The organism is Agarivorans sp. QJM3NY_25 (assembly GCF_050870875.2).
Taxonomy (GTDB): Bacteria; Pseudomonadota; Gammaproteobacteria; order Enterobacterales; family Celerinatantimonadaceae; genus Agarivorans.
This window is the reverse complement of sequence record NZ_CP194041.2, coordinates 1,061,840-1,081,330: the sequence shown is the minus strand read 5'-3', so window position 1 is coordinate 1,081,330 and position 19,491 is coordinate 1,061,840. Positions and strand designations below refer to the sequence as shown.

Sequence of the window (19,491 nt, the reverse complement as noted above, 5' to 3'; positions counted from 1 at the left end):
CTACCAACATTCTGGATTAGAGCTTCCCGAGGCATTCACTGCGGCTTTAGCCCCTTGCTCATTAATCGTAAAGCTTCGACAATCACTGTCAGCGTTCAACTGAGAACCTATGGCGGTCGCTTTGACAGTATAAGTGCTTGCCGCAGCCGAAGCGGTTAAGCTTATCGTGTAATATGCACTCTCAGAGTTATAAGTCGTAACTCCAGCAGCAGTCAGCCCCAATGCAGCTAAGCTACTGGCGTAACTCGCATTATCTGCGTAATACTGCTCCTGCAAAACGGCCAAAGTACTGAGTTCTTTCTTCGCCTCATTGCGCCGCGACTCAGCCACAAAGGAAGTATAAGCAGGGTAAGCCACCGCCGCTAATATAGCCACAATCGCAACCGCAATCATCAGTTCAATTAAAGTGACCCCTCGCATCGCTCTGCTCATCTAGTCCTCATTAAAATAAAAGTAAATTTGTTTTGGACTCATATCGACATTTGCCTGACGAGACCCCTCCTTACAAGCACCATCCTCTTCACAGGTATGCTCTTGCTCATCATTTTGGTCATCAAACACCAAGTCTTCACCCGGATCTCCGCCAAATACGCGAATCACCGACTCTCCTTGCTCATCTTCACCAGAATGAATAATCAAGTCATCGGGGACTTTATTTGCCACATCATAATATCGCTGGTTATTCACGTTAGTACCAATATGCATACTCACCGCGTAAGTTCGGCCTTTACCAATTGTAGGAATGGTGCAGGTGGCCGAATTTGTCGTTTCCGGAATAAAGGATGTGAAGTAAACTTCTCCTCCAAGTACTAAAGCACTCCCTAAAGACTTTTCACCATCATCGAGTAAATCATAAACCCAACCTTTGGCAGAGCCCAAAGCGAGCAACTGATTTTCAATCGCCGCTTCATCACTTAAACTACCGATAGGATCACTGGTAATATTGTATAGCTCATCAGAAGTAATTGCGGTGGGCTTTTCTGAAACTGTAGTGAAATCTGTCGATTGGACATTATAATCTCGAAACATATAAAATTTGTTATTCACACCATTGGGGTCTTTATCGGTCACGGGTTTAGTCCGGTCTCCTGAGCCAATCAACACCGCATCGTAGGGAATTTGCTGTGAGTCGGTGATGGTTACTTGCTCTGCACCTTCACCAGTGGTGATTTGAGTCAGTTTTTTAAGATAGGTTCGAACAATGACTGGCTCAGTAAAGAATTTACGTCTTTCGGTCACGGTTGTGCTATCGCTGATGCTCGCTAAGGCTGTCATTTCCCATTTACTTTGATCCTCTGAGTATAAGTCGACTCGCCATACCCGCCCCCCCATATCGCCAAAATATAGACGGTCAATCTTGCCATCTCCATCACTATCCAAAGTCGCTATCTTACTTGGAATACTATGTGTTAAACGGCTATCGCCAGTATTTGTTAAACTCCAAACACGTTCACCAGTCATTGCATCAACGATGAATATCGCTCTTCCTTTGCTGTCACTCACTGGATTCATCGAATCTTGATTCACATCATAACCACCGCCAAAAATAACCACTGGGTTGCTATGTCCTGGCACATAACCGACTGACGGTTGTGACCAAGTTTGACTTAACTCCGACAAACCAGCTGAAGAACTATTCAGCCTCCAAAGCATTTTAGGTGAATCAGGATCGGTTAAATCCATCCCATAATAGGCATCGCCCCCACGACGTAAACCGGTAAATACAAGCACCTGATCTCCCGAAGTGCTGTACTTACCATCATTATCAACATCCTTTAGAAAAACGCTTGGGGTACCATCAATAGCGTATATATGCTGGGAACTTGCAACGTTATTACGTAATGCCAGCTGGCGACCTAACAGCTCATAAGGAAAAAATGCCCAGCTTTCCGCTACCGTCGCACCCGAGTCTTTAAACATATGCAAGGCACCACCATTGGTGCCAACCAGAATACGAATATCCATATCATTCGGGTCGGCGCTGGTACTGGCTGCACCAGAGCGCAAGCCATAATTAATCACGAGCGGACGAGAGTGCAGCGGATCTCCCATCAAGTCATTACGAATGGTGGTATTGCTATCACCATCATCATCATCAACATCCAATCCAAGGATCCAATTTACTTGCTCAGTCAGCGCATCTTCATTCACGCCCAAATGATTGGCCAAATTTGCAGCGGAGCCTGCTTTGGTTGTGAGGTTAGTCGAAGATAAAGTAGCAAAATTGCCGCGGTCACTTTGATTAAAATACACCACTCGAGCTTGATTGCTCACAAGGCTTTCAGATACACCACCTAATTCGACATTATTGCCATCTTTAACTGAGGACCAATAAGTCTTTGCTTCATCGATAATTGAACCATCGGCACCAATCGCAGGGTTTCCGTTCTGATCACTCATATAACCAGCCGACGAGAGCTGTAATTTTTTTAAATTGCCACGCCAACGCGGACTTAACGAGGGTTTGAACATCGCGTAATACACCCGATCCAGGGTGCGGGTTCGGTCAAAGTTATTACTGGTTACTGCCGGAGAGACTAAGGAAGAGCTTTCTTCATAAATTCCAATCAAGGCTTGGCGAAAGGCTGATTCTAATTCAACGCCATCCTCTGCGGGGTAAAAACGTCCCTGAGCGTTTTCAGCGGTCTTAATAAGCATTGCTGAGCCGCCTTGAATAACATCTTCACCAAAACCAATGGTCGAAATTTTAGCATACTGCCTACCGCTTAAGTCTGGGTTGATATCGTTGGTGTTCATCCACTTGGCTAATACCGGTAAATAGCTGGTTTCATTTCCGGTGCCAAAGCCAACCGGATCTTTCCAAGAACAATCCGCGACAGTGCTTGCGTTCTCATCGCAGCCTTGCACGTTATTGGTATTAATTGGCAAGGCGGTTACATTACCATTTTCTTCATCATCAACGGTCGGCGTTCCATCGGTAATATAAATAATGCTAATCGAAGCATCACAGCCCACATCATAGGGGGAGATATAGCTCCCAGAAGACTCTGCAGCAGTATCTCTTTGACTTCGACGTGAACCTTCCAAGCCATATACCACCGGTTCCCCCGCAAAGTAGTGTTTGGCCTCCATTAAGGTTTCAACCAAGGGGGTTCCACCATTTGCATCCAATTCAACAATACTCGTGATTAAATCTTGATTATCATCGGAGGCTTGAATACGACGAATGATCCGACCACCATGATTGGTAGTATTAAAAACCATCAATCCAAACTTAACCCCATTAATGGTATCTAAGGCATTCTCCATTGCTTCTTGGGCTATCTCAATTCGAGGTCTTGACGTTGTCGAATCTGCATAGTGGTACCAACGTAAATAATTAGCTGAATACAACGTTATCAAGTAACCATCATCGAAGGTATCTTTCGTGGTTCGCTCCGCATCTGCTTTATTTAAAGTATAAAAATCTTCGGTATTACGCGCCGCTCCATTAATGGGGTGGCCCTGTGGAGCGGGAACATAGGCGTTATTGCTTTCCCGGTACTGACCCGGATTAATGGTAGAGACCACTTTGTCATAAAAATTACCGGCATCATCTTGGAGCTTTACAGTAAATGAGCGCGGGTCTCCATTGGCATCGAGTAAACGTCCATCACTCGGGTCGCTGCTTAATTCATAATCATCAATACAATCCAATACGGTATAATTAGCGCCATTATTTAGCCGAACATCGTCCCAAGAACCGCTACCACCTTGAATACGGTGTTCTCGAAAATACCCAGTGAAAACACCATTTTTGGCTAATGCTTCATAAGAAGCGGCGCAGTTATTTATATCCCAAATAAAGCGGCGATCATCATTGGCACCAACCGGAATATAAGAACCATCGACGCCATTAACCGTAAAATAAATAAAATCGTTATCGAGACTATTTTGCGAGCTGATTCCAATAGGGTAATTTTGGTAACTCTCGTTCCCTTGGCTATCGCGGTTATAACCTTGGCGGGTCGTAATATTCCATGCCATGCTGCCTGAAGTATCAAAAATAATTAAAACTTTAGGATCTGCAGAATTGAGGCTATTAAAATCAAAAAGAAATAACTCAGTATCGTCTGCCCATACCGGAACCGTCACCGCTGCGGAACACAAGCAAGCAAATAGTCCCGCTTTTAATCGCCCGTTCATTCGCTCTCTCCTAAAATGTGTCAGCAGCCTCTACTTATATTTAAGCCGTTATTTACAACAATGGCTGCTCGATCCCGGCCGCTAAGGAAGTTGCTGCCCGCGCCCCTTTACCATAACTTTTATCCGCCACCACTCTAATATAACGACATTGGCTAATGGCATTATTGCTGCTAGCATTAATGCTTCTCGAGCAGACGTTGTCGACGGTGTGGCTCAAGGTACCGTCGACCCCTGGCACCACACTGGATGCAGACATTGAAGACGCCGCTGGCATCGAGCCAATTAAACTTTGTAAGCTAGGCTCCATAATCAACTGATCCATCTCGCCTTCCAATACATTCTCAGCGCCAAGCCGATCCCCCATCGCTGAAACGACTTTTAAACCTTGATTGGCACTGCTCAGTAACACGCCACCCAAAAAGCTTAAAATCAGCAAAAACAACATAGCCACAAACAATGCCGCGCCAGACTGTGTCCTCAATTTCAAGTGAATACTCATCAATACACCATATTTCTGAAAGAGATGACCGATTCAAACAACGTTCGGCGATAATGATCATTTGCAGCAGCAACAGCAACATCGCCCAATTCATAACTATTGTTATTAGTATAGTTTTGATCTTCAGTTAAGGAACGGACTAACAAATATAACTTCGCGCCAATCACTCGCCCTTCACTCCACTGCAGCGGCGTCACGTTACTAGCGGCAATAAATTCATTAATCACCCCATCTACACTGGTATCAGTATCCACCCCCAGTAATAACCTCATTCTCTCGATACCTTCCACCAAAGGGCCATTGATGGCCTGCATTCCACTATCATTATGGAGATACAACTTGCGTAAAACAGGCAAGCCTGATTGCGCGCTCACATCTAAGTAATAAACAAAGTGTTGATATTCCCAAACTTGCCGCCCCGGCATATCAGCTTCACTTGGCCAAGGATCGCTACTAGTAAAGAGCTCCGCTTGGGCGGAATTTGCCGCAAAGTAATAACGCTTGGAATTTAAGTCTGCGGCGCTTAACTTTGGAGAGCCAATTACCCGCTTAATACCAATAACATCGGAGTCAAGCACCAAGTTGCTACGCGAACTCACACAAGCATACTGGCCACTTAAAGAGTTACTGTTACTCACTTGACCAACAAACAAAGGACTAAAACGCCCTCCAGCCGATGGAAAAGAGCCTTCTGGGGTCGCGCCAACCCAGTCAGTCAAACAATCGTTAGCACTCGGAATATCGCTTGTAACTAAAGTGACCCCAGCACCTCTCACCATAGGCTTACCGGTATATTCGCCAAAAAAACCAACCATTTTTAGATCTCGAGTAATTAAATGGGTGGCGATTCTGCCACTATCCATCATTTGTTCACTATGATAGGTCGCTTCCGTAGTACGCTGCGAGGCAACCAAAAAACTTCCGATCCCTGCAGTCAAAAACAAACCAATCACAATCGCGATCAACCATTCAATTAAAGTAAAGCCCTGTTGAGTGGAATGGCTCATAGGCCAACTCGTGTAGTGAGTACCATTTTGCGACGTTGGTCTGCATTCACGCCACAGCTAGCAACCAGAGGATTACTGTGACTCAAAGCAACTAACGATTGTCGAGACTGCCATGTAACCACCACTGTGAGCTCCCCATCGGCCTTCAGCTGCACGCAACCGTTAGGTTTTACTAATCCGCCTTTACCGCCCGCAGACTTGGCGTAAAGACCATATTCCCAGTGATATAAATCATCGTTCACTAGGTCAGCAAAACTACAGTTGCTCAGTAAACCATTGTCTTCTGCACAGGCAGGCTTAACCCTTGCAACTTGGCCCTCGCCAACAGTCACTGTAGCTGGATTATTAGCTTGCCAAGCCAAATGATTTAACCGCACCCGTTCCACCAAATTTTCAGCTAATAACATAGCAACTGTACGTTGATGAGATTCGAAACTAGAACGTTTAGCAACCGCCTGCATCGCGACGACGGCCAGTAAACCCACGGCCAAAATAAAAGAAGTGATGATGACCTCGATCAGCGTAAAACCGAGGTTTCGAGAATATGATTGATGTAGCATCTTAACCGACCCATCCATGATGCTTAATGCCATTTTGTGCCAATATTCAGTCAATCAGGAAAACCAGCGAGCTCATTTCAGTCACGCAGATCCCGCTATAGCTTACGACTTTGAAATGACGATAACCAAGAATCGCGCTTGCCTAAGTCCCTCAGTAATCGGCCTCAAATGGCATACTTCGACATCCAATAATTTGAACTTAGATGACGAGAAGTGTAATTACGCTTGCCTAAAGCCGCCATAGAAGCGTGCCGCGAATAGGCCAAGTCTCTATGTCGCTCCGAATCCATGAGCAACAGCCAGAAGCGAACCTCTAACAACCTAGTTATTTAGTGTATAGCGCAAAAAAGAAGGACATGCCTTCTTTTTTATAGAATATGAGAATGCTGAACGCGCTAGACTAGATCAGTCTTAACTCTGCAGGGACTTCAAAAATAGTATTTTCTTCTCGACCGGGATTCTCTATAACACGAACCCCTCCCATATCTTTTAAACCAGCAACGACCTCTTGTACCAGTACTTCGGGAGCAGAAGCGCCAGCGGTCACCCCCACCCGACTATCAGATTTAAACCAAGCTGCATTAATATCGCTCACACCATCAATAAGGTAAGCCTGAGCGCCAGACTTTTCAGCTTTTTCACGCAAACGGTTAGAGTTAGACGAATTTTTAGAACCAACCACCAGCACCACATCAGACTTTTCAGCAAGATTTTTTACCGCGTCTTGACGATTCTGGGTCGCATAACAAATATCATCCTTGCGTGGTCCTTGAATGGCTGGGAACTTAAGCCGCAGGGCATCGATAATCGCCGAAGTATCATCCACCGACAGCGTGGTTTGAGTACAATAAAATAAATGCGTCGGTTTTTTTACTGTAAGTTTTTCAACACAGGCCACGGTTTCCACCAAATAGATACCGCCTGCATCGTTATTATACTGCCCCATTGTCCCATTCACTTCAGGGTGACCTTGGTGGCCGATCAATACACACTCAATGCCTTTGCGGCTAGCCCGAGTAACTTCCATATGAACTTTGGTTACCAACGGGCAGGTGGCATCAAAAATCTTTAAGTTTCGACGCTTTGCCTCCGCGCGGACTTGTTGTGAAACACCATGTGCACTAAAGATACAGATACTGCCTTCAGGAACATCACTCAGTTCATCAACAAATTCTGCGCCTCGTTTACGTAAGCCATCCACAACATAGCGGTTATGCACAACTTCATGACGGACGTAAATTGGCGCACCAAACATTTCCAGAGCGCGCTCAACAATAGAAATGGCCCGGTCAACACCGGCACAAAATCCCCGAGGGTTGGCTAAGATTATTTCCATTATCGTTCCTTAATGAACCGCCAAAATTTCCACTTCGAAGATCACTGTATGACCCGCTAAAGGATGATTAAAATCTACCGTCACTGAGTCACCAGTAACGGCTCTAATAATTCCTGGAATTTCACTCCCATCTGGCTGAGCAAAAGCAATGATATTGCCCTCTTCTGCCGGCGCATCGGTACCAAATTTACTGCGTTCAAAGTGCTGAATATTATCAGGATTACTCAGGCCAAAAGCTTGCTCTGCTGGCAGTTCAAATTCACGTTTATCCCCTGATTTCAAGCCTAGCAAACAGGTTTCGAAACCTTCAGTTAAGCTACCATCCCCCAGCACTAGTTGCGCGGGTTTGGAATAATTGTAAGTACTTTCAGCGATAGTGCCATCTGACAATTTCAACACAAAATGCAACTCAACCGTACTACCTTGCTGGATCATTTAGTGTCCTTAGAATGAGAACTAAATAGGCTATCAAGTACCAATAGCACTGCACCAACACAGATGGCTGAATCGGCAACATTAAAAGATGGCCAATGGTAACTCCCGATATAAAAATCTAGAAAGTCGATCACATAACCAAAAACCAAGCGATCAAATACGTTACCAACGGCACCGCCAAGCACCAGAGCATAAGCAATCGCCTGCCATTTTTGGGCTACCGAAGTTTTCTTCATCCACCATAGCAACAGGCCACTAACCCCAATCGCTATGGCAGTGAAAAACCAGCGCTGCCAACCACCTGCGTCACTGAGAAAACTAAAAGCTGCACCGTAATTACGCACCGAGACCAAATTGAAAAACGGTGTAATTGGCAGCGACTCATACAAATTAAAGTTAGCTGCGATTGCATACTTAGTGGCTTGGTCAAGCGCAAAAACCAATACGCTCAACCACAGCCAACGCAAGCCGGTCGCTGAAACTTCAGTCATAGCAGCTTGCTTATGCATAGTGACGAGACTCTCCTTCGCCAGCCACATTACTCACACAACGTGCGCACAAATGTGGATGAGCCTCTGTTTGACCAACATCTTCTCGATGGTGCCAACAACGCTCACATTTCTCAGCTTCGGCAACTTCAATCTGCACTTTCATATTCGCTAACTCAGTGCTCGCGGCTTCTGCACCAGCAGATTCTAGGGTATGTAAGCTAACCTCAGAGGTTAACAATACAAAGCGTAACTCATCACCCAGCAAACTTAATAGTTGCGCCAATTCAGTATCAACATAGAGGCTTACTTTCGCTTCTAAGGTGCCACCGATCTTCTTATCACGACGCGCTTGTTCAAGGTTTTTATTTACCTCATCACGAATGGTGATTAACTTCGCCCAAAAATCATCGTTCATCGCGCTATCTTGCGCTAAAGAACTCAAACCTTGATACCAAGTTTCGGTAAACACAAATTCGTTGCGCTGACCAGGCAGAGCCTGCCAGATTTCATCGGCAGTAAAGCTCAAGATAGGCGCTATCCAGCGTGTTAATGCCTCCGCGATATGGTACAAGGCGGTTTGACACGAACGACGCGCTAAACCATCGGATTTAGCAGTATACTGACGATCTTTAATGATATCTAAGTAGAAGCTACCTAACTCGATTGAGCAGAAGTGCATTAATTTTTGATACACCACATGGAACTGATATTGCTCGTAAGCTTCAACGATTTCTTGTTGAACTGCAGCGGCACGCCCCACCACCCAGCGGTCAAGAGCCACCATATCTTCACTAGCGACCAAATGTTGCTCAGGTTCAAAACCAGCTAAATTTGCTAACAAGAAGCGTGAAGTATTCCGAATACGTCGATAGGCATCGGCGCTGCGTTTAAATACTTCATCAGACACACTCATTTCTGCAGTGTAGTTAGTTGATGCGATCCACAAGCGTAAGATATCAGAACCAAGTTTGTTCCATACGTCCTGCGGTGCAACACCATTCCCCAATGATTTTGAAAACTTATGACCGTTGGCATCAACCGTAAAACCGTGAGTTAACACTTGTTGGTATGGTGCTTTCCCATTAATGGCAGTCGAAATCATTAATGATGATTGAAACCAACCACGATGTTGATCTGAACCTTCTAGGTACATATCGGCGGCATGGCCATTAAACTCTTGACGCGCAGCAACCACACTTGAATGGGTAGAGCCAGAGTCAAACCATACATCCAGAGTGTCTTCAACCTTGCGATAACTAGCCGCTTCATCCCCTAATAATTCAGTTGCATCTAAATCCCACCAAGCCTGAATACCGTTCTGTTCAACGCGTTTCGCTACCTCTTCCATCAACTCGACAGCGCGAGGATGCAACTCGTTAGTTTCGCGATGCACAAATAGGGCAATTGGAACGCCCCAAGTACGTTGGCGAGAAATACACCAGTCGGGACGATTCTCAACCATGCTTTCGATGCGACTCTGGCCCCAATCAGGGATCCATTGAGTATTCTTAATTTCTTGCATCGCCTGCTTGCGCAAACCATTTTGGTCCATACTGACAAACCACTGCGGGGTAGCTCGGAAAATAATCGGCGTTTTATGGCGCCAACAATGTGGATAACTATGACGATAAGCATGATGGTGTAATAGAGCACCCGTTTCTTTCAGCTTTTCTACAACATTGTCATTGGCTTTAAATACATGCTGACCTGCAAAAAACTCGGTGTCGGCAAGAAACACACCATTGTCACCCACTGGATTCGCAACTTCTAAGCCATACTTTTGACCGACTGCGAAATCTTCTTGACCGTGGCCAGGAGCGGTATGTACACAACCAGTACCCGATTCAGTGGTCACGTGGTCGCCGAGAATAATCGGCACTTCAAAATTGTAGAACGGATGCTTCACTTGAATCAGTTCAAGCGCAGCCCCCTGGCAATACCCAAGCGCATGAAAGTGAATTGCGCCAAAACGCTCAACACACTGCTCCATTAACTCACGCGCCAAAATAACCCGCTGTTTGCCATCCTCGGTTTCAATTTGAACCAGCACATATTCAAGATGTGCATTCACAGCCACGGCGCGGTTCGCAGGCAAGGTCCAAGGCGTAGTGGTCCAAATCACCGCAGAAATTGGACCTTCACCATCGGCACCTTGTGGATGATCAAATTTTGCCAGCAACGCCGCTTCATCAACAACAACGAAACGCACATCAATCGCAGGAGAATTTTTATCTTCGTACTCCACTTCCGCTTCTGCCAAGGCGCTGCCACAATCAGTACACCAATGTACTGGTTTAGAGCCTTGCATGAGGTGCCCATTGTCAATGATTTTTGCCAAGGCACGAATAATGTTCGCTTCGGTATCAAAATTCATGGTGAGGTAAGGGTTCGCCCAATCGCCAAGAATCCCCATCCGAATAAAATCCTGACGCTGACCATCAATTTGTTTAGCGGCATATTCACGACATTTTTGACGAAACTCGGCTGCCGTCACTTTTTTACCGGGCTTACCGACTTTTTTCTCAACCTGTAACTCGATAGGCAAACCATGGCAGTCCCAGCCAGGAATATAAGGCGAATCGTAATCAGACAGGGTTTTCGATTTCACGATAATATCTTTTAGCACCTTATTCACCGCGTGGCCCAAGTGAATATTGCCATTCGCGTAAGGAGGGCCATCGTGTAAAATAAAGCTCTTCTTACCCTTTTTGGCCAGCCTAATTTGGCCGTATAGATCCTTTTCACTCCAACGCTTTAGCATTGCAGGTTCACGGTTTGCCAAATTACCACGCATTGGGAACTCGGTATTGGGTAGATTAAGAGTATCTTTATAGTCGCTCATCGAATTACTTTTCCAGTCGGTTACTCTGCAAGGCCATAGTAGGCTTTTGCTCGCTTAATATCGAGATTCACCTGAGCTTTCAGTGCGTCAAGCGAATCAAATTTTTGTTCATCTCTTATTTTCAACTGCGGCTCAACCACTAAACGTTGGCCATACAGGTTGGCATCAAACTCAAATAAATGGGCCTCTACCAATAAATCTTTACCATTTGCAGTCGGCCGCCAACCGATGTTAGCAATGCCAGAAAATCGATGTTCAGGCAGCTGCTGAACATAAGCTTTAACCGCAAATACCCCGTGAATAGGGCATACATGACGAGCCACTTTTAAATTAGCGGTGGCAAACCCCAATTGACGTCCTAACTTTTGACCGTGAATGACTTTGCCATTAAAACTAAACTTTCGTCCTAATAACTGCCCAACAGTATTAAAATCAGACTCTGCTAAATACTGACGTAAACCAGTACTGCTGACTCGTTGATGATTAATACAAAACGAGTGAGTTGCCGTCACATCAAAACCGTAACGTTGCCCCGCAACTTGTAAGCTCGAAAAATCACCAGCACGCGCCTTACCGAAGCGAAAATCATCGCCAACAGCAAGGTATTGAATACCCAGCAATTCAACTAACAACTGGCGTACAAAATAATCGGCGCTCAGTTCCGCAAACACTTGATTGAAACGGACCACAAGTAGCCGGTCTACACCCAACGTTTTCAACTGTTGGTATTTATCACGAAAGCGGCTAATTCGAGCGGGCGCTTGGCGTTTAGCAAAAACCTCTAAGGGCTGGGGCTCGAAAATCATCACCACAGCGGGCAGACCTCGCTGGCGAGCCTGTTCGACTAAACGTTTAATGACTTGCTGGTGACCTAAATGAACACCATCAAAATTACCAATGCTCAAAGCACAGCCATAATGACGTGCTTTTATATTGCATATACCGCGAATTAACTCCATTCCGGCGCCTATTTCATCAAAAACCGACGGATTATAGCTTGTTTAGCCGCCAGTTACAGCCCCGAAACTGCTTTTCAGGTGAGCTAATCGGATCCCCAAAGCAAACAGTAAAATAAGATATACGATGACCGCAACGCCAATATAGCTGAGCAAATGCAACATACTGCTATGCCAAGCGAGGCTAAACCATTGTTCTGTTGTTGGTGACAACCAAGCAATCGCAGCCCCCATCACAATCGATGCAAGGAGAATACGAGCAATACACCAAGCACTGGCGCGACTCATCTGATACACCCCTTGAAGGTGTAAACCTCGATATAACAGACTAGCATTCAATACTGCAGATAAAGCGGTCGCAATGGCAAGGCCAACATATCCGTAGGGGATCGCAAAAATCAAATTAAGCCCCATGTTACTGACCATCGCGATGATGCCATATTTAACAGGGGTTTTAGTATCTTGTCGGGAGTAATAGCCTGGCGCTAAAATTTTAACCAACATGAAAAATAGTAAGCCACCACTATAAGCCACCAGACTATAGGATGCGTTGAGGACATCTTGAGGGTCAAAGGCACCACGCATAAATAACACCTGTAGAATGGGTTGTGCCAATAGCGCCATGCCCACGGTTGCCGGAATCCCCAAGAAGCACACCATACGTACAGCCCAATCCATGGTTTGCTGAAACTGTTTTGGATCGCTATCCACATGGCGTTGCGACAAGCTTGGTAAGATCACCGTGGCAATAGCAATGCCGAACAAGCCGAGAGGAAACTCTAATAAACGATCGGAGTAATACAACCATGAGATTGAGCCCGTAACCAAAAAGCTCGCGATCAAGGTATCTAATAGCAAGTTGATTTGACTCACCGACACCCCAAATAAAGCAGGGATCATCAAGGTTCGGATCTTCGTCACCCCTGGGTGCTTCCAGCCCCATTGAGGTTTACTCAATAAATTTAGTTTCAACAAAAAAGGCAGCTGAAACAAGAACTGGATCAGACCACCAAAAAAGACCCCCATCGCCAAACCGATTTCCGGCTGCTCAAGATGCGGAGACACAACAAGCGCAAAACCAATCACTGCGACGTTCAATAACACTGGAGTGAAAGCAGCCACGGCAAAACGGCCAAAGGCATTTAAAATGGCCCCAGATAAACCAGTAAAGGTGACAAACCATAAATAAGGAAAAGTAATTTTTAAAAGAAAAGCCGATAATTCAAATTTTGCTGCATCGGGCCCATCTTGTAGCCAAGAAATAAACCATCCCGTGCCAAACAAGGCTGCGATTAATGGCGAGCCAATAATGCCAAATAGAGTCACAATGGTAACCGCTAAACCTAGCGTGCCACTTACCTTGGCAATCAACAAACGCACTTCATCTTCACGATTATTTTGTTTGTACTCGGTCAGCACCGGGACAAAGGCTTGAGCAAACGCACCTTCGGCAAATAATCGACGTAAAAAGTTTGGTATTTTGTTCGCAAAGAAAAATACATCAGCGGCAACGCCTGCCCCCATCAAATTCGCAATCACCACATCACGAACCAAACCTAACACCCGAGAAATCAAAGTCATACCGCTCACAATGGCGCCCGATTTTAACAAGGTTCTACTCAATGCACTGTCCTGTAGCCAATTTATACAAATTCCTCTGCCCTAACATTAAAAATGCTGGTAGAATCGCGCCACAGTTTACCCGCCTATAGAGATCGATGCTACGACCATAACGTTTAGTTAGGTTTTACTTGCTTGGATTTTATAGTTGGTTAAAAATTGTTTGACATAAACATGAAAAACGGGCATATTCCACGGCCTTTAAATTCATAATTCCAAGACAAAGTTCAGGAGTTAACCTTGGCTAATACTAAGTCAGCTAAAAAACGCGCTATCCAAGCTGAAACGCGTCGTCAACATAACGCTAGCCGTCGCTCCATGATGCGCACTAATTTGAAAAAAGTTATTGCAGCTATCGACGCAGGCGATAAAGATGCAGCTCAAGCAGCATACACTGTTGCTCAACCTATCCTAGACCGTTACGCGTCTAAAGGTTTGATCAGCAAAAACAAAGCAGCTCGCCATAAGAGCCGCATTGTGGCTAAAATCAACGCACTTTAATTTAAGGTGCTTGAACAAAAAAACCGACTTTAAGTCGGTTTTTTTATTGGTGAAATTAAGAAGAAACTTAATCCGCACAGTATAAATCATGGAGCTGAACCAGAACTGCTTTTGCCTCTTTACTCGCTAAAGCATAATGAATGGTTTGCGATTCTTTACGAGTCATCACCAACTGATCTTTTCTTAACCAAGCTAAATGCTGAGATAAAGCTGATTGGCTTAATTCAACTCGTTGATTTAATTCACCAACTGTTAACTCCCCTTCTAACAAATGACACAAAATCATCAAGCGGTTCTGATTCGCCAAGGCTTTTAGTAGCTTCAATGCTGGTTCAGCATTTTTCTGCATATTTTGTATATTCATCTGCAAACTCTAAAATATTAATTATCCAAACTATACGTGAAATGACCAAATTCAGCTAGCCGGATCGAGCAATGGAGTCGCCATGGCCGCGGTATTGAACATAAAAAGCCGCTCGAAAGCGGCTCATTTATCGTTCCGACTCCGTTACAAAGCAGTGAGCGAATAAGTCATACTCAAATCATTTAATTCCAGTAAATAATCGCCAACAACATCGGTATAAATATCGGCCCCCGCTTCTTCCAGGATACCATCGGCTTCATTATCACCGAGGTTATAAGACCAATCTCCAACCGTATCGAACTTGAAACGCTGTCCGCTTTGCCCATCAAAACTGATAGTCACTTGCCAGATGTTATCTCTGACTAAGCTCATTGCGGTATTTTGCCAAGCATTAGCGGTGCCTCGAAAATACAAGTTCTCGAAATTAGCAACGAAGTTGACATTGGGGTCCACTACTGTCACGAACACCGACGCTTGACCGGTTTTATCGCCATCGTCAGTAACCGTTAAGCTAAGCCCATAAGAGCCTACGGCATCGTAAGTGATGGTCGTGGTTTCAGTATTTGCACCATTACTCCACAAGTAGCCGGTAATGCTGCCATCACTGTCACTAGAGGCTGCGGCACTATAGCTAATGCTTTGACCAATATCGATTTGTGTTGCAGACGCAGTGATCACCGCTGTTGGCGCTTGATTTACATTCTGCTCAACAATGCGATAAGCAAGCTCTTGATCATTCACTTCAACCCAATAAACGCCAGAGACCGCAGTGAAAATATCACCGCCGCTTTGCTCTAACACGCCATCACTATTGTTATCCCCATAGTTTTGACTCCAATCACCATTAACATCAAACTTAAAGCGTTGCTCTGTTTGGCCATCAAAATCAACCAATACTTGCCAAGTATGATCCGCGATGAGGCTCATCGCTGAGCTTTGCCAACCATTCGCAGTGCCACGGAAGTAAAGTTGCTCAAAATTAGCAGCAAAATTTTCCGTCGCAAGACTCAAGAGCACTTCTGTTGAGGCTTGCCCCTCATCATTATCCGTGACCGTAAGCCCGACCGTCATGCTTTGATTAACAGTAACGTCAATCTCCGCGGTGGTTTCGCCAGTGCTCCATAAATAGCTAAGCACTTGACCGTCTTCATCGAAAGAACCTGCCGCACTTAAGGTCACCACACTACCGGCAATCACGGTTTGACTGGCGGGACTAATCACCGCAATTGGCAATACATTTTCAGCAACATTTAAGGTCACCGAAGCGGTATTCCTTTTCCCGGCATCGTCGGTCACGGTCAGCGTAATAGTTTGCGTTTCAGTCACCGTAAGTGTAATGCTTTGGCTGGTTTCACCAGTACTCCAAGCATAGCTGCTAATGCTTCCGTCACTATCGCTAGACCCCGCAGCACTTAAAGTCACCTCGGTGCCGACTGCCACCGTATGGCTAACAGGAGATATCACCGCCACTGGGGCGATATTACCGTCAACGCCATCGGGGATCCCTGCTAAAATCACGCCACCGGCAACCTGCCAATCACCTTCACCTGCACTGTAATTAGCCCCCCCATTATTATCCCAAGCGCCACTACAACTGTTCGCGACAAATTCAAGCTGATCAGCATTGTCTAAATCAATGCTTAAGCGATACCAATTATCAGCAAGACTTTGCATTGCCACTCCCGGTGCCGTTGTCCAAGTTAATCCGCCATCAATACTGTAATGCAAACACACTTGTCCCCAACCATTGCTGTCCTGGTAGTACACGCTGGAAGTGACAGTTTGTCCAATGATCCGATAGCTCACACTGGTAGACGCTTTTTGCCCCACACTATCGGTCACGGTGACTGAAATGGTAGTCCGCTCATTCAGAGTGAGTGTAATTGTCGGAGTCGTTTCACCAGTGCTCCAAAGATAGCTCGCAATAGGGCCTTCACTATCCGTTGAACCGGCAGCGCTTAGCGTAACCACTGTCCCATGTGCGACCTCTGCATCACTTGCATCAATATCAGCAACTGGACGAGCATCTCCAATAATCACATCATCGGTAAAGAACATTGCTTCACCTGCAACGCTACCGTTGACATCTTCCACCAGCTTGCCATCAACGTGACTGAACTGACCCGCGCCAACATAAACTTGTTGAATAGCCGAACGCGTGATATTACCTTTGCTATCGCGCGCTTCAATATAGTAATCAAGTAGCTGCTCTTGAAAGTCCTCGATATAGCTGAAGTACATGTTGCCGATTTTGTCTGCCGGAACCACCTCAAATATTTCCTTGCCCGATGGCTGCCAGCTCACGCCGTTGATATCGGCACTTAAATCCCGTTCACTCATCGCAAAACTCTGCCACTCGCCAACCCGTGAAGGGTCAACATTTGGATCGCTACTATGGGCACTCGGATCGTATAATTTAAAGGTTTTATCGGTGGCTGTTGCCCACTTATCCTTATGTACCCGAACCTTTACCTTGATGTCTTGAATATCACTCACATCGTAGCCATAGGTATAGATGGCAAATTTAGTATCGGCGTAAACCTTCGCCCAACCCTCGGCCTTACTCGCGTTGGCGCTGCCTGGGTTATAAGGGTAGCGCTGCGGCCACCATAAAGAAGGCCCAGTTTTATCCTGACTCAGATTTGCTTCCACATAGGGAACAGAGAAGTGTAGCGATTGATTAAACGACACTGTGGGTTTCACCCCATCATCAATATTCTCATCATAATAACCAAAGCCCGAATCAATCGATGCTAATAAGAAGTACCAGCCTAGCTCCGCAGGATTAGCCCCACCCGCGTAATTGTTCGCAGGATCTCCTTTCAGCGGAAACGACATCATCCAGGGATTCAATTGATTACCAGGGTAGGTCACTTGATGGTCACGTTCGGTACTTGGGCTCCAATAATTAGGGTTATTATCCAACCAAATTTGCTCAGCGGTCTTGGCATAGTTCTCCGCGGCTTGAAGCAACGCAAAATTACGTTCTAAATAATGATATCCCAATTCGAGTGAGACCATATGCTCACGCGTGGCGACAAAGTCGGTGCCATTGGCGGTATTAAAGTCCGCCATTTGCCCCTTCCAAACCCCCATTGGAATATGCCAATGATACCAAGTTGGATCTGCGGAAGAGTCTCGAGTATCAATCCACGAGCCATCTTGAACATGTACCACATCCTCGGCAGGGATCGGGTGCGCGGCCAAATATTCCTCTACCCCCATACCTCGAACCGTAGTATCCGCATAAGTCACATTCCCCGAATTCGCCCAAGTGTTTCCATCACCAGCACAGCCAGAAGAATTATCACCATCGTGCGCAATGGTAAAGAACTGAGTCCGCCCTAAGCTTGCCGCATCATCAACAAATGGTTTAATGACATCAGCGGTCACTTTACACTGATATCCTTCTTCCCAAGAGCTCGCCTGTTCAACCGGAATACCGGCAACTTTGTATTGCTCACCGCTTTCAGGATCGACATACTGCACCCAATGAGGGATCGAGGCGAAGGGAAATTTATTAATGGTGTTTTGCTGTTCATTAAACATGTGCAACTCGGTCCACGCCCCGATATTACTTTCATTTTGTAAGTCAGCTCGATTCGGTGGAGAAATTAAAGTATCGACCCCCGGATCATTTAAATAGGGATAATCACGTAGGGTTCGGGAATAATGCACATTACCCAATACCGACCATTCAATCCCCAGTTTATTTAACACTGGGATGATCCGCTCGGAAAAGCCGAGCTCAGTCGGGAAGAAACCTTTCGATGACTTAAAGGCGTCACCTAGAAAGTAATCTTGCGCTAAAGTTACATTTTGATAAATCAAATCTTTTAGAAAGTACTCATTACCCACTAAAGGCCCCATTGTATGGTGACCAGAGAAGTGAATGGTATCTAATGCATTAAAACCGCCTGAGGTTTTAGTATTCGCTTGAACCTCTCGCCAATGCGCTCCCCAACCTAGGTTATATCCGTCTAAATTAGCCAACTCGGCAAAACTTTGTACGTTATTGATCACCGCGGCCGACATGGTGACATGAGTTTGGCTCTGTGGATGATTGCCATGATTAGACTTCGCGGTATCCATTGGCCAACTCAGGTAGGCGCCTGTTTTAGCATGATGCTGATAATACGAGACCAAATCATCATGAGGCATCGGCGCCCCGGAGCTTGGAATAAAAAAACTATAATTTGCTGGTGGGTTTTGTTTTAAGTTAATCACTTGACCGTCGTAGGTATAGCGAACCGCCTCCCCGACCGCAAGATTATCGTATTCACTGACATCGTAATAAGGCCAGAAATTGGGCATGTGATTATGGTAAATATGAGTTGCAGCGATTTCTGCATGCGCAGAGACCGACGCAGCCACCATCGTGATGGCGAACATCTTTTTCATGATTTGCTTCCTTTCCCGCACCATAGCCATAGGCATAGCTATTCGATACGCTTTACTTGCTGATTAAAATGCAGAAGCCAAACATGGGTTTGTAGGCCGTTAAGCCGATTATATTTAATTGCCCTATAACGGTTGGATCCTGCGTATTTGATGCCTAAGGCATCACTTGTGAAGTAGAAGTTGAGATGGACTCTACTCCACAAGGCTTCTGTACTTCAGCTCAAAAGCGAACAGGCGAAGTGATTTAGCCATTACGCAGAGTTATCAGAAACATTCAGTATGCTAGTCGCCTTGACGCCAACACTTATTATATAAACCGGAATTCGCTTTGAG

General features: G+C 45.5%; 14 protein-coding genes. 1 reads left to right on the top strand and 13 read right to left on the bottom strand.

Going from position 1 to position 19,491, the window contains the following annotated elements:
* The 11 genes from ACRRSW_RS04980 to murJ all read right to left on the bottom strand — a co-directional run bounded on the left by ACRRSW_RS04980 (position 1) and on the right by murJ (position 13,895).
* The gene (locus ACRRSW_RS04980) at positions 1–432 is read right to left on the bottom strand and encodes a type IV pilin protein (RefSeq protein WP_432454292.1); all 432 of its coding nucleotides are present in this window, start codon (positions 430–432) and stop codon (positions 1–3) included.
* Entirely contained in the window at positions 433–4,146 is a 3,714-nt protein-coding gene (locus ACRRSW_RS04975) for a PilC/PilY family type IV pilus protein (RefSeq protein ID WP_432461048.1), read from the bottom strand.
* A gap of 52 nt (positions 4,147–4,198) precedes the next feature.
* Positions 4,199–4,645, bottom strand: a complete 447-nt coding sequence (locus ACRRSW_RS04970) for a hypothetical protein (protein WP_432461047.1) — start codon at positions 4,643–4,645, stop codon at positions 4,199–4,201.
* Entirely contained in the window at positions 4,645–5,652 is a 1,008-nt protein-coding gene (locus ACRRSW_RS04965; RefSeq protein WP_432461046.1) for a PilW family protein, read from the bottom strand. Before ACRRSW_RS04965 ends, ACRRSW_RS04970 begins: the two co-directional genes overlap by 1 nt.
* Positions 5,649–6,212 carry a type IV pilus modification protein PilV gene (pilV, locus tag ACRRSW_RS04960; protein WP_432461045.1) on the bottom strand — a complete coding sequence of 188 codons (564 nt, stop codon included), beginning with the start codon at positions 6,210–6,212 and terminating at the stop codon, positions 5,649–5,651. Before pilV ends, ACRRSW_RS04965 begins: the two co-directional genes overlap by 4 nt.
* A 400-nt stretch (positions 6,213–6,612) precedes the next feature.
* Positions 6,613–7,548 carry a 4-hydroxy-3-methylbut-2-enyl diphosphate reductase gene (ispH, locus tag ACRRSW_RS04955; RefSeq protein WP_432454299.1) on the bottom strand — a complete coding sequence of 312 codons (936 nt, stop codon included), beginning with the start codon at positions 7,546–7,548 and terminating at the stop codon, positions 6,613–6,615.
* 9 nt (positions 7,549–7,557) lie between these two features.
* Positions 7,558–7,983, bottom strand: coding sequence for an FKBP-type peptidyl-prolyl cis-trans isomerase (fkpB, locus tag ACRRSW_RS04950; RefSeq protein WP_432461044.1), 426 nt, complete (start codon positions 7,981–7,983; stop codon positions 7,558–7,560).
* Positions 7,980–8,492: a signal peptidase II gene (gene lspA, locus ACRRSW_RS04945; RefSeq protein WP_432454303.1), complete on the bottom strand. Its 513-nt coding sequence runs from the start codon at positions 8,490–8,492 to the stop codon at positions 7,980–7,982. The genes fkpB and lspA overlap by 4 nt, the downstream gene beginning before the upstream one ends.
* Positions 8,485–11,316, bottom strand: coding sequence for an isoleucine--tRNA ligase (gene ileS, locus ACRRSW_RS04940; protein ID WP_432461043.1), 2,832 nt, complete (start codon positions 11,314–11,316; stop codon positions 8,485–8,487). Before ileS ends, lspA begins: the two co-directional genes overlap by 8 nt.
* A 20-nt stretch (positions 11,317–11,336) precedes the next feature.
* Entirely contained in the window at positions 11,337–12,275 is a 939-nt protein-coding gene (gene ribF, locus ACRRSW_RS04935; protein WP_432454305.1) for a bifunctional riboflavin kinase/FAD synthetase, read from the bottom strand.
* A 42-nt stretch (positions 12,276–12,317) separates the two neighbouring features.
* On the bottom strand, positions 12,318–13,895 hold the full coding sequence (gene murJ / locus ACRRSW_RS04930) for a murein biosynthesis integral membrane protein MurJ (protein ID WP_432454306.1): 1,578 nt from the start codon (positions 13,893–13,895) through the stop codon (positions 12,318–12,320).
* A gap of 237 nt (positions 13,896–14,132) precedes the next feature.
* Between murJ and rpsT the strand changes: the two genes are divergently transcribed.
* Positions 14,133–14,393 (top strand): 30S ribosomal protein S20, encoded by a 261-nt coding sequence (gene rpsT / locus ACRRSW_RS04925; RefSeq protein ID WP_432454307.1) that lies wholly within the window; start codon positions 14,133–14,135, stop codon positions 14,391–14,393.
* A 67-nt stretch (positions 14,394–14,460) separates the two neighbouring features.
* Here rpsT and ACRRSW_RS04920 read toward each other — a convergent pair whose 3' ends face one another.
* Positions 14,461–14,757 carry an ArsR/SmtB family transcription factor gene (locus ACRRSW_RS04920; RefSeq protein WP_432461042.1) on the bottom strand — a complete coding sequence of 99 codons (297 nt, stop codon included), beginning with the start codon at positions 14,755–14,757 and terminating at the stop codon, positions 14,461–14,463.
* 144 nt (positions 14,758–14,901) lie between these two features.
* Complete coding sequence (locus ACRRSW_RS04915; RefSeq protein ID WP_432461041.1) at positions 14,902–19,158, bottom strand: PKD domain-containing protein; 4,257 nt, start codon at positions 19,156–19,158, stop codon at positions 14,902–14,904.
* Positions 19,159–19,491 lie beyond the last annotated feature (333 nt).

Coding starts and splice junctions, on each gene's coding strand:
- ACRRSW_RS04980 (WP_432454292.1), bottom strand. CDS start 432: ATGAGCAGAGCGATGCGAGGGGTCACTTTAATTGAACTGATGATTGCG.
- ACRRSW_RS04975 (WP_432461048.1), bottom strand. CDS start 4,146: ATGAACGGGCGATTAAAAGCGGGACTATTTGCTTGCTTGTGTTCCGCA.
- ACRRSW_RS04970 (WP_432461047.1), bottom strand. CDS start 4,645: ATGAGTATTCACTTGAAATTGAGGACACAGTCTGGCGCGGCATTGTTT.
- ACRRSW_RS04965 (WP_432461046.1), bottom strand. CDS start 5,652: ATGAGCCATTCCACTCAACAGGGCTTTACTTTAATTGAATGGTTGATC.
- pilV (WP_432461045.1), bottom strand. CDS start 6,212: ATGCTACATCAATCATATTCTCGAAACCTCGGTTTTACGCTGATCGAG.
- ispH (WP_432454299.1), bottom strand. CDS start 7,548: ATGGAAATAATCTTAGCCAACCCTCGGGGATTTTGTGCCGGTGTTGAC.
- fkpB (WP_432461044.1), bottom strand. CDS start 7,983: ATGATCCAGCAAGGTAGTACGGTTGAGTTGCATTTTGTGTTGAAATTG.
- lspA (WP_432454303.1), bottom strand. CDS start 8,492: ATGCATAAGCAAGCTGCTATGACTGAAGTTTCAGCGACCGGCTTGCGT.
- ileS (WP_432461043.1), bottom strand. CDS start 11,316: ATGAGCGACTATAAAGATACTCTTAATCTACCCAATACCGAGTTCCCA.
- ribF (WP_432454305.1), bottom strand. CDS start 12,275: ATGGAGTTAATTCGCGGTATATGCAATATAAAAGCACGTCATTATGGC.
- ACRRSW_RS04920 (WP_432461042.1), bottom strand. CDS start 14,757: ATGAATATACAAAATATGCAGAAAAATGCTGAACCAGCATTGAAGCTA.
- ACRRSW_RS04915 (WP_432461041.1), bottom strand. CDS start 19,158: ATGAAAAAGATGTTCGCCATCACGATGGTGGCTGCGTCGGTCTCTGCG.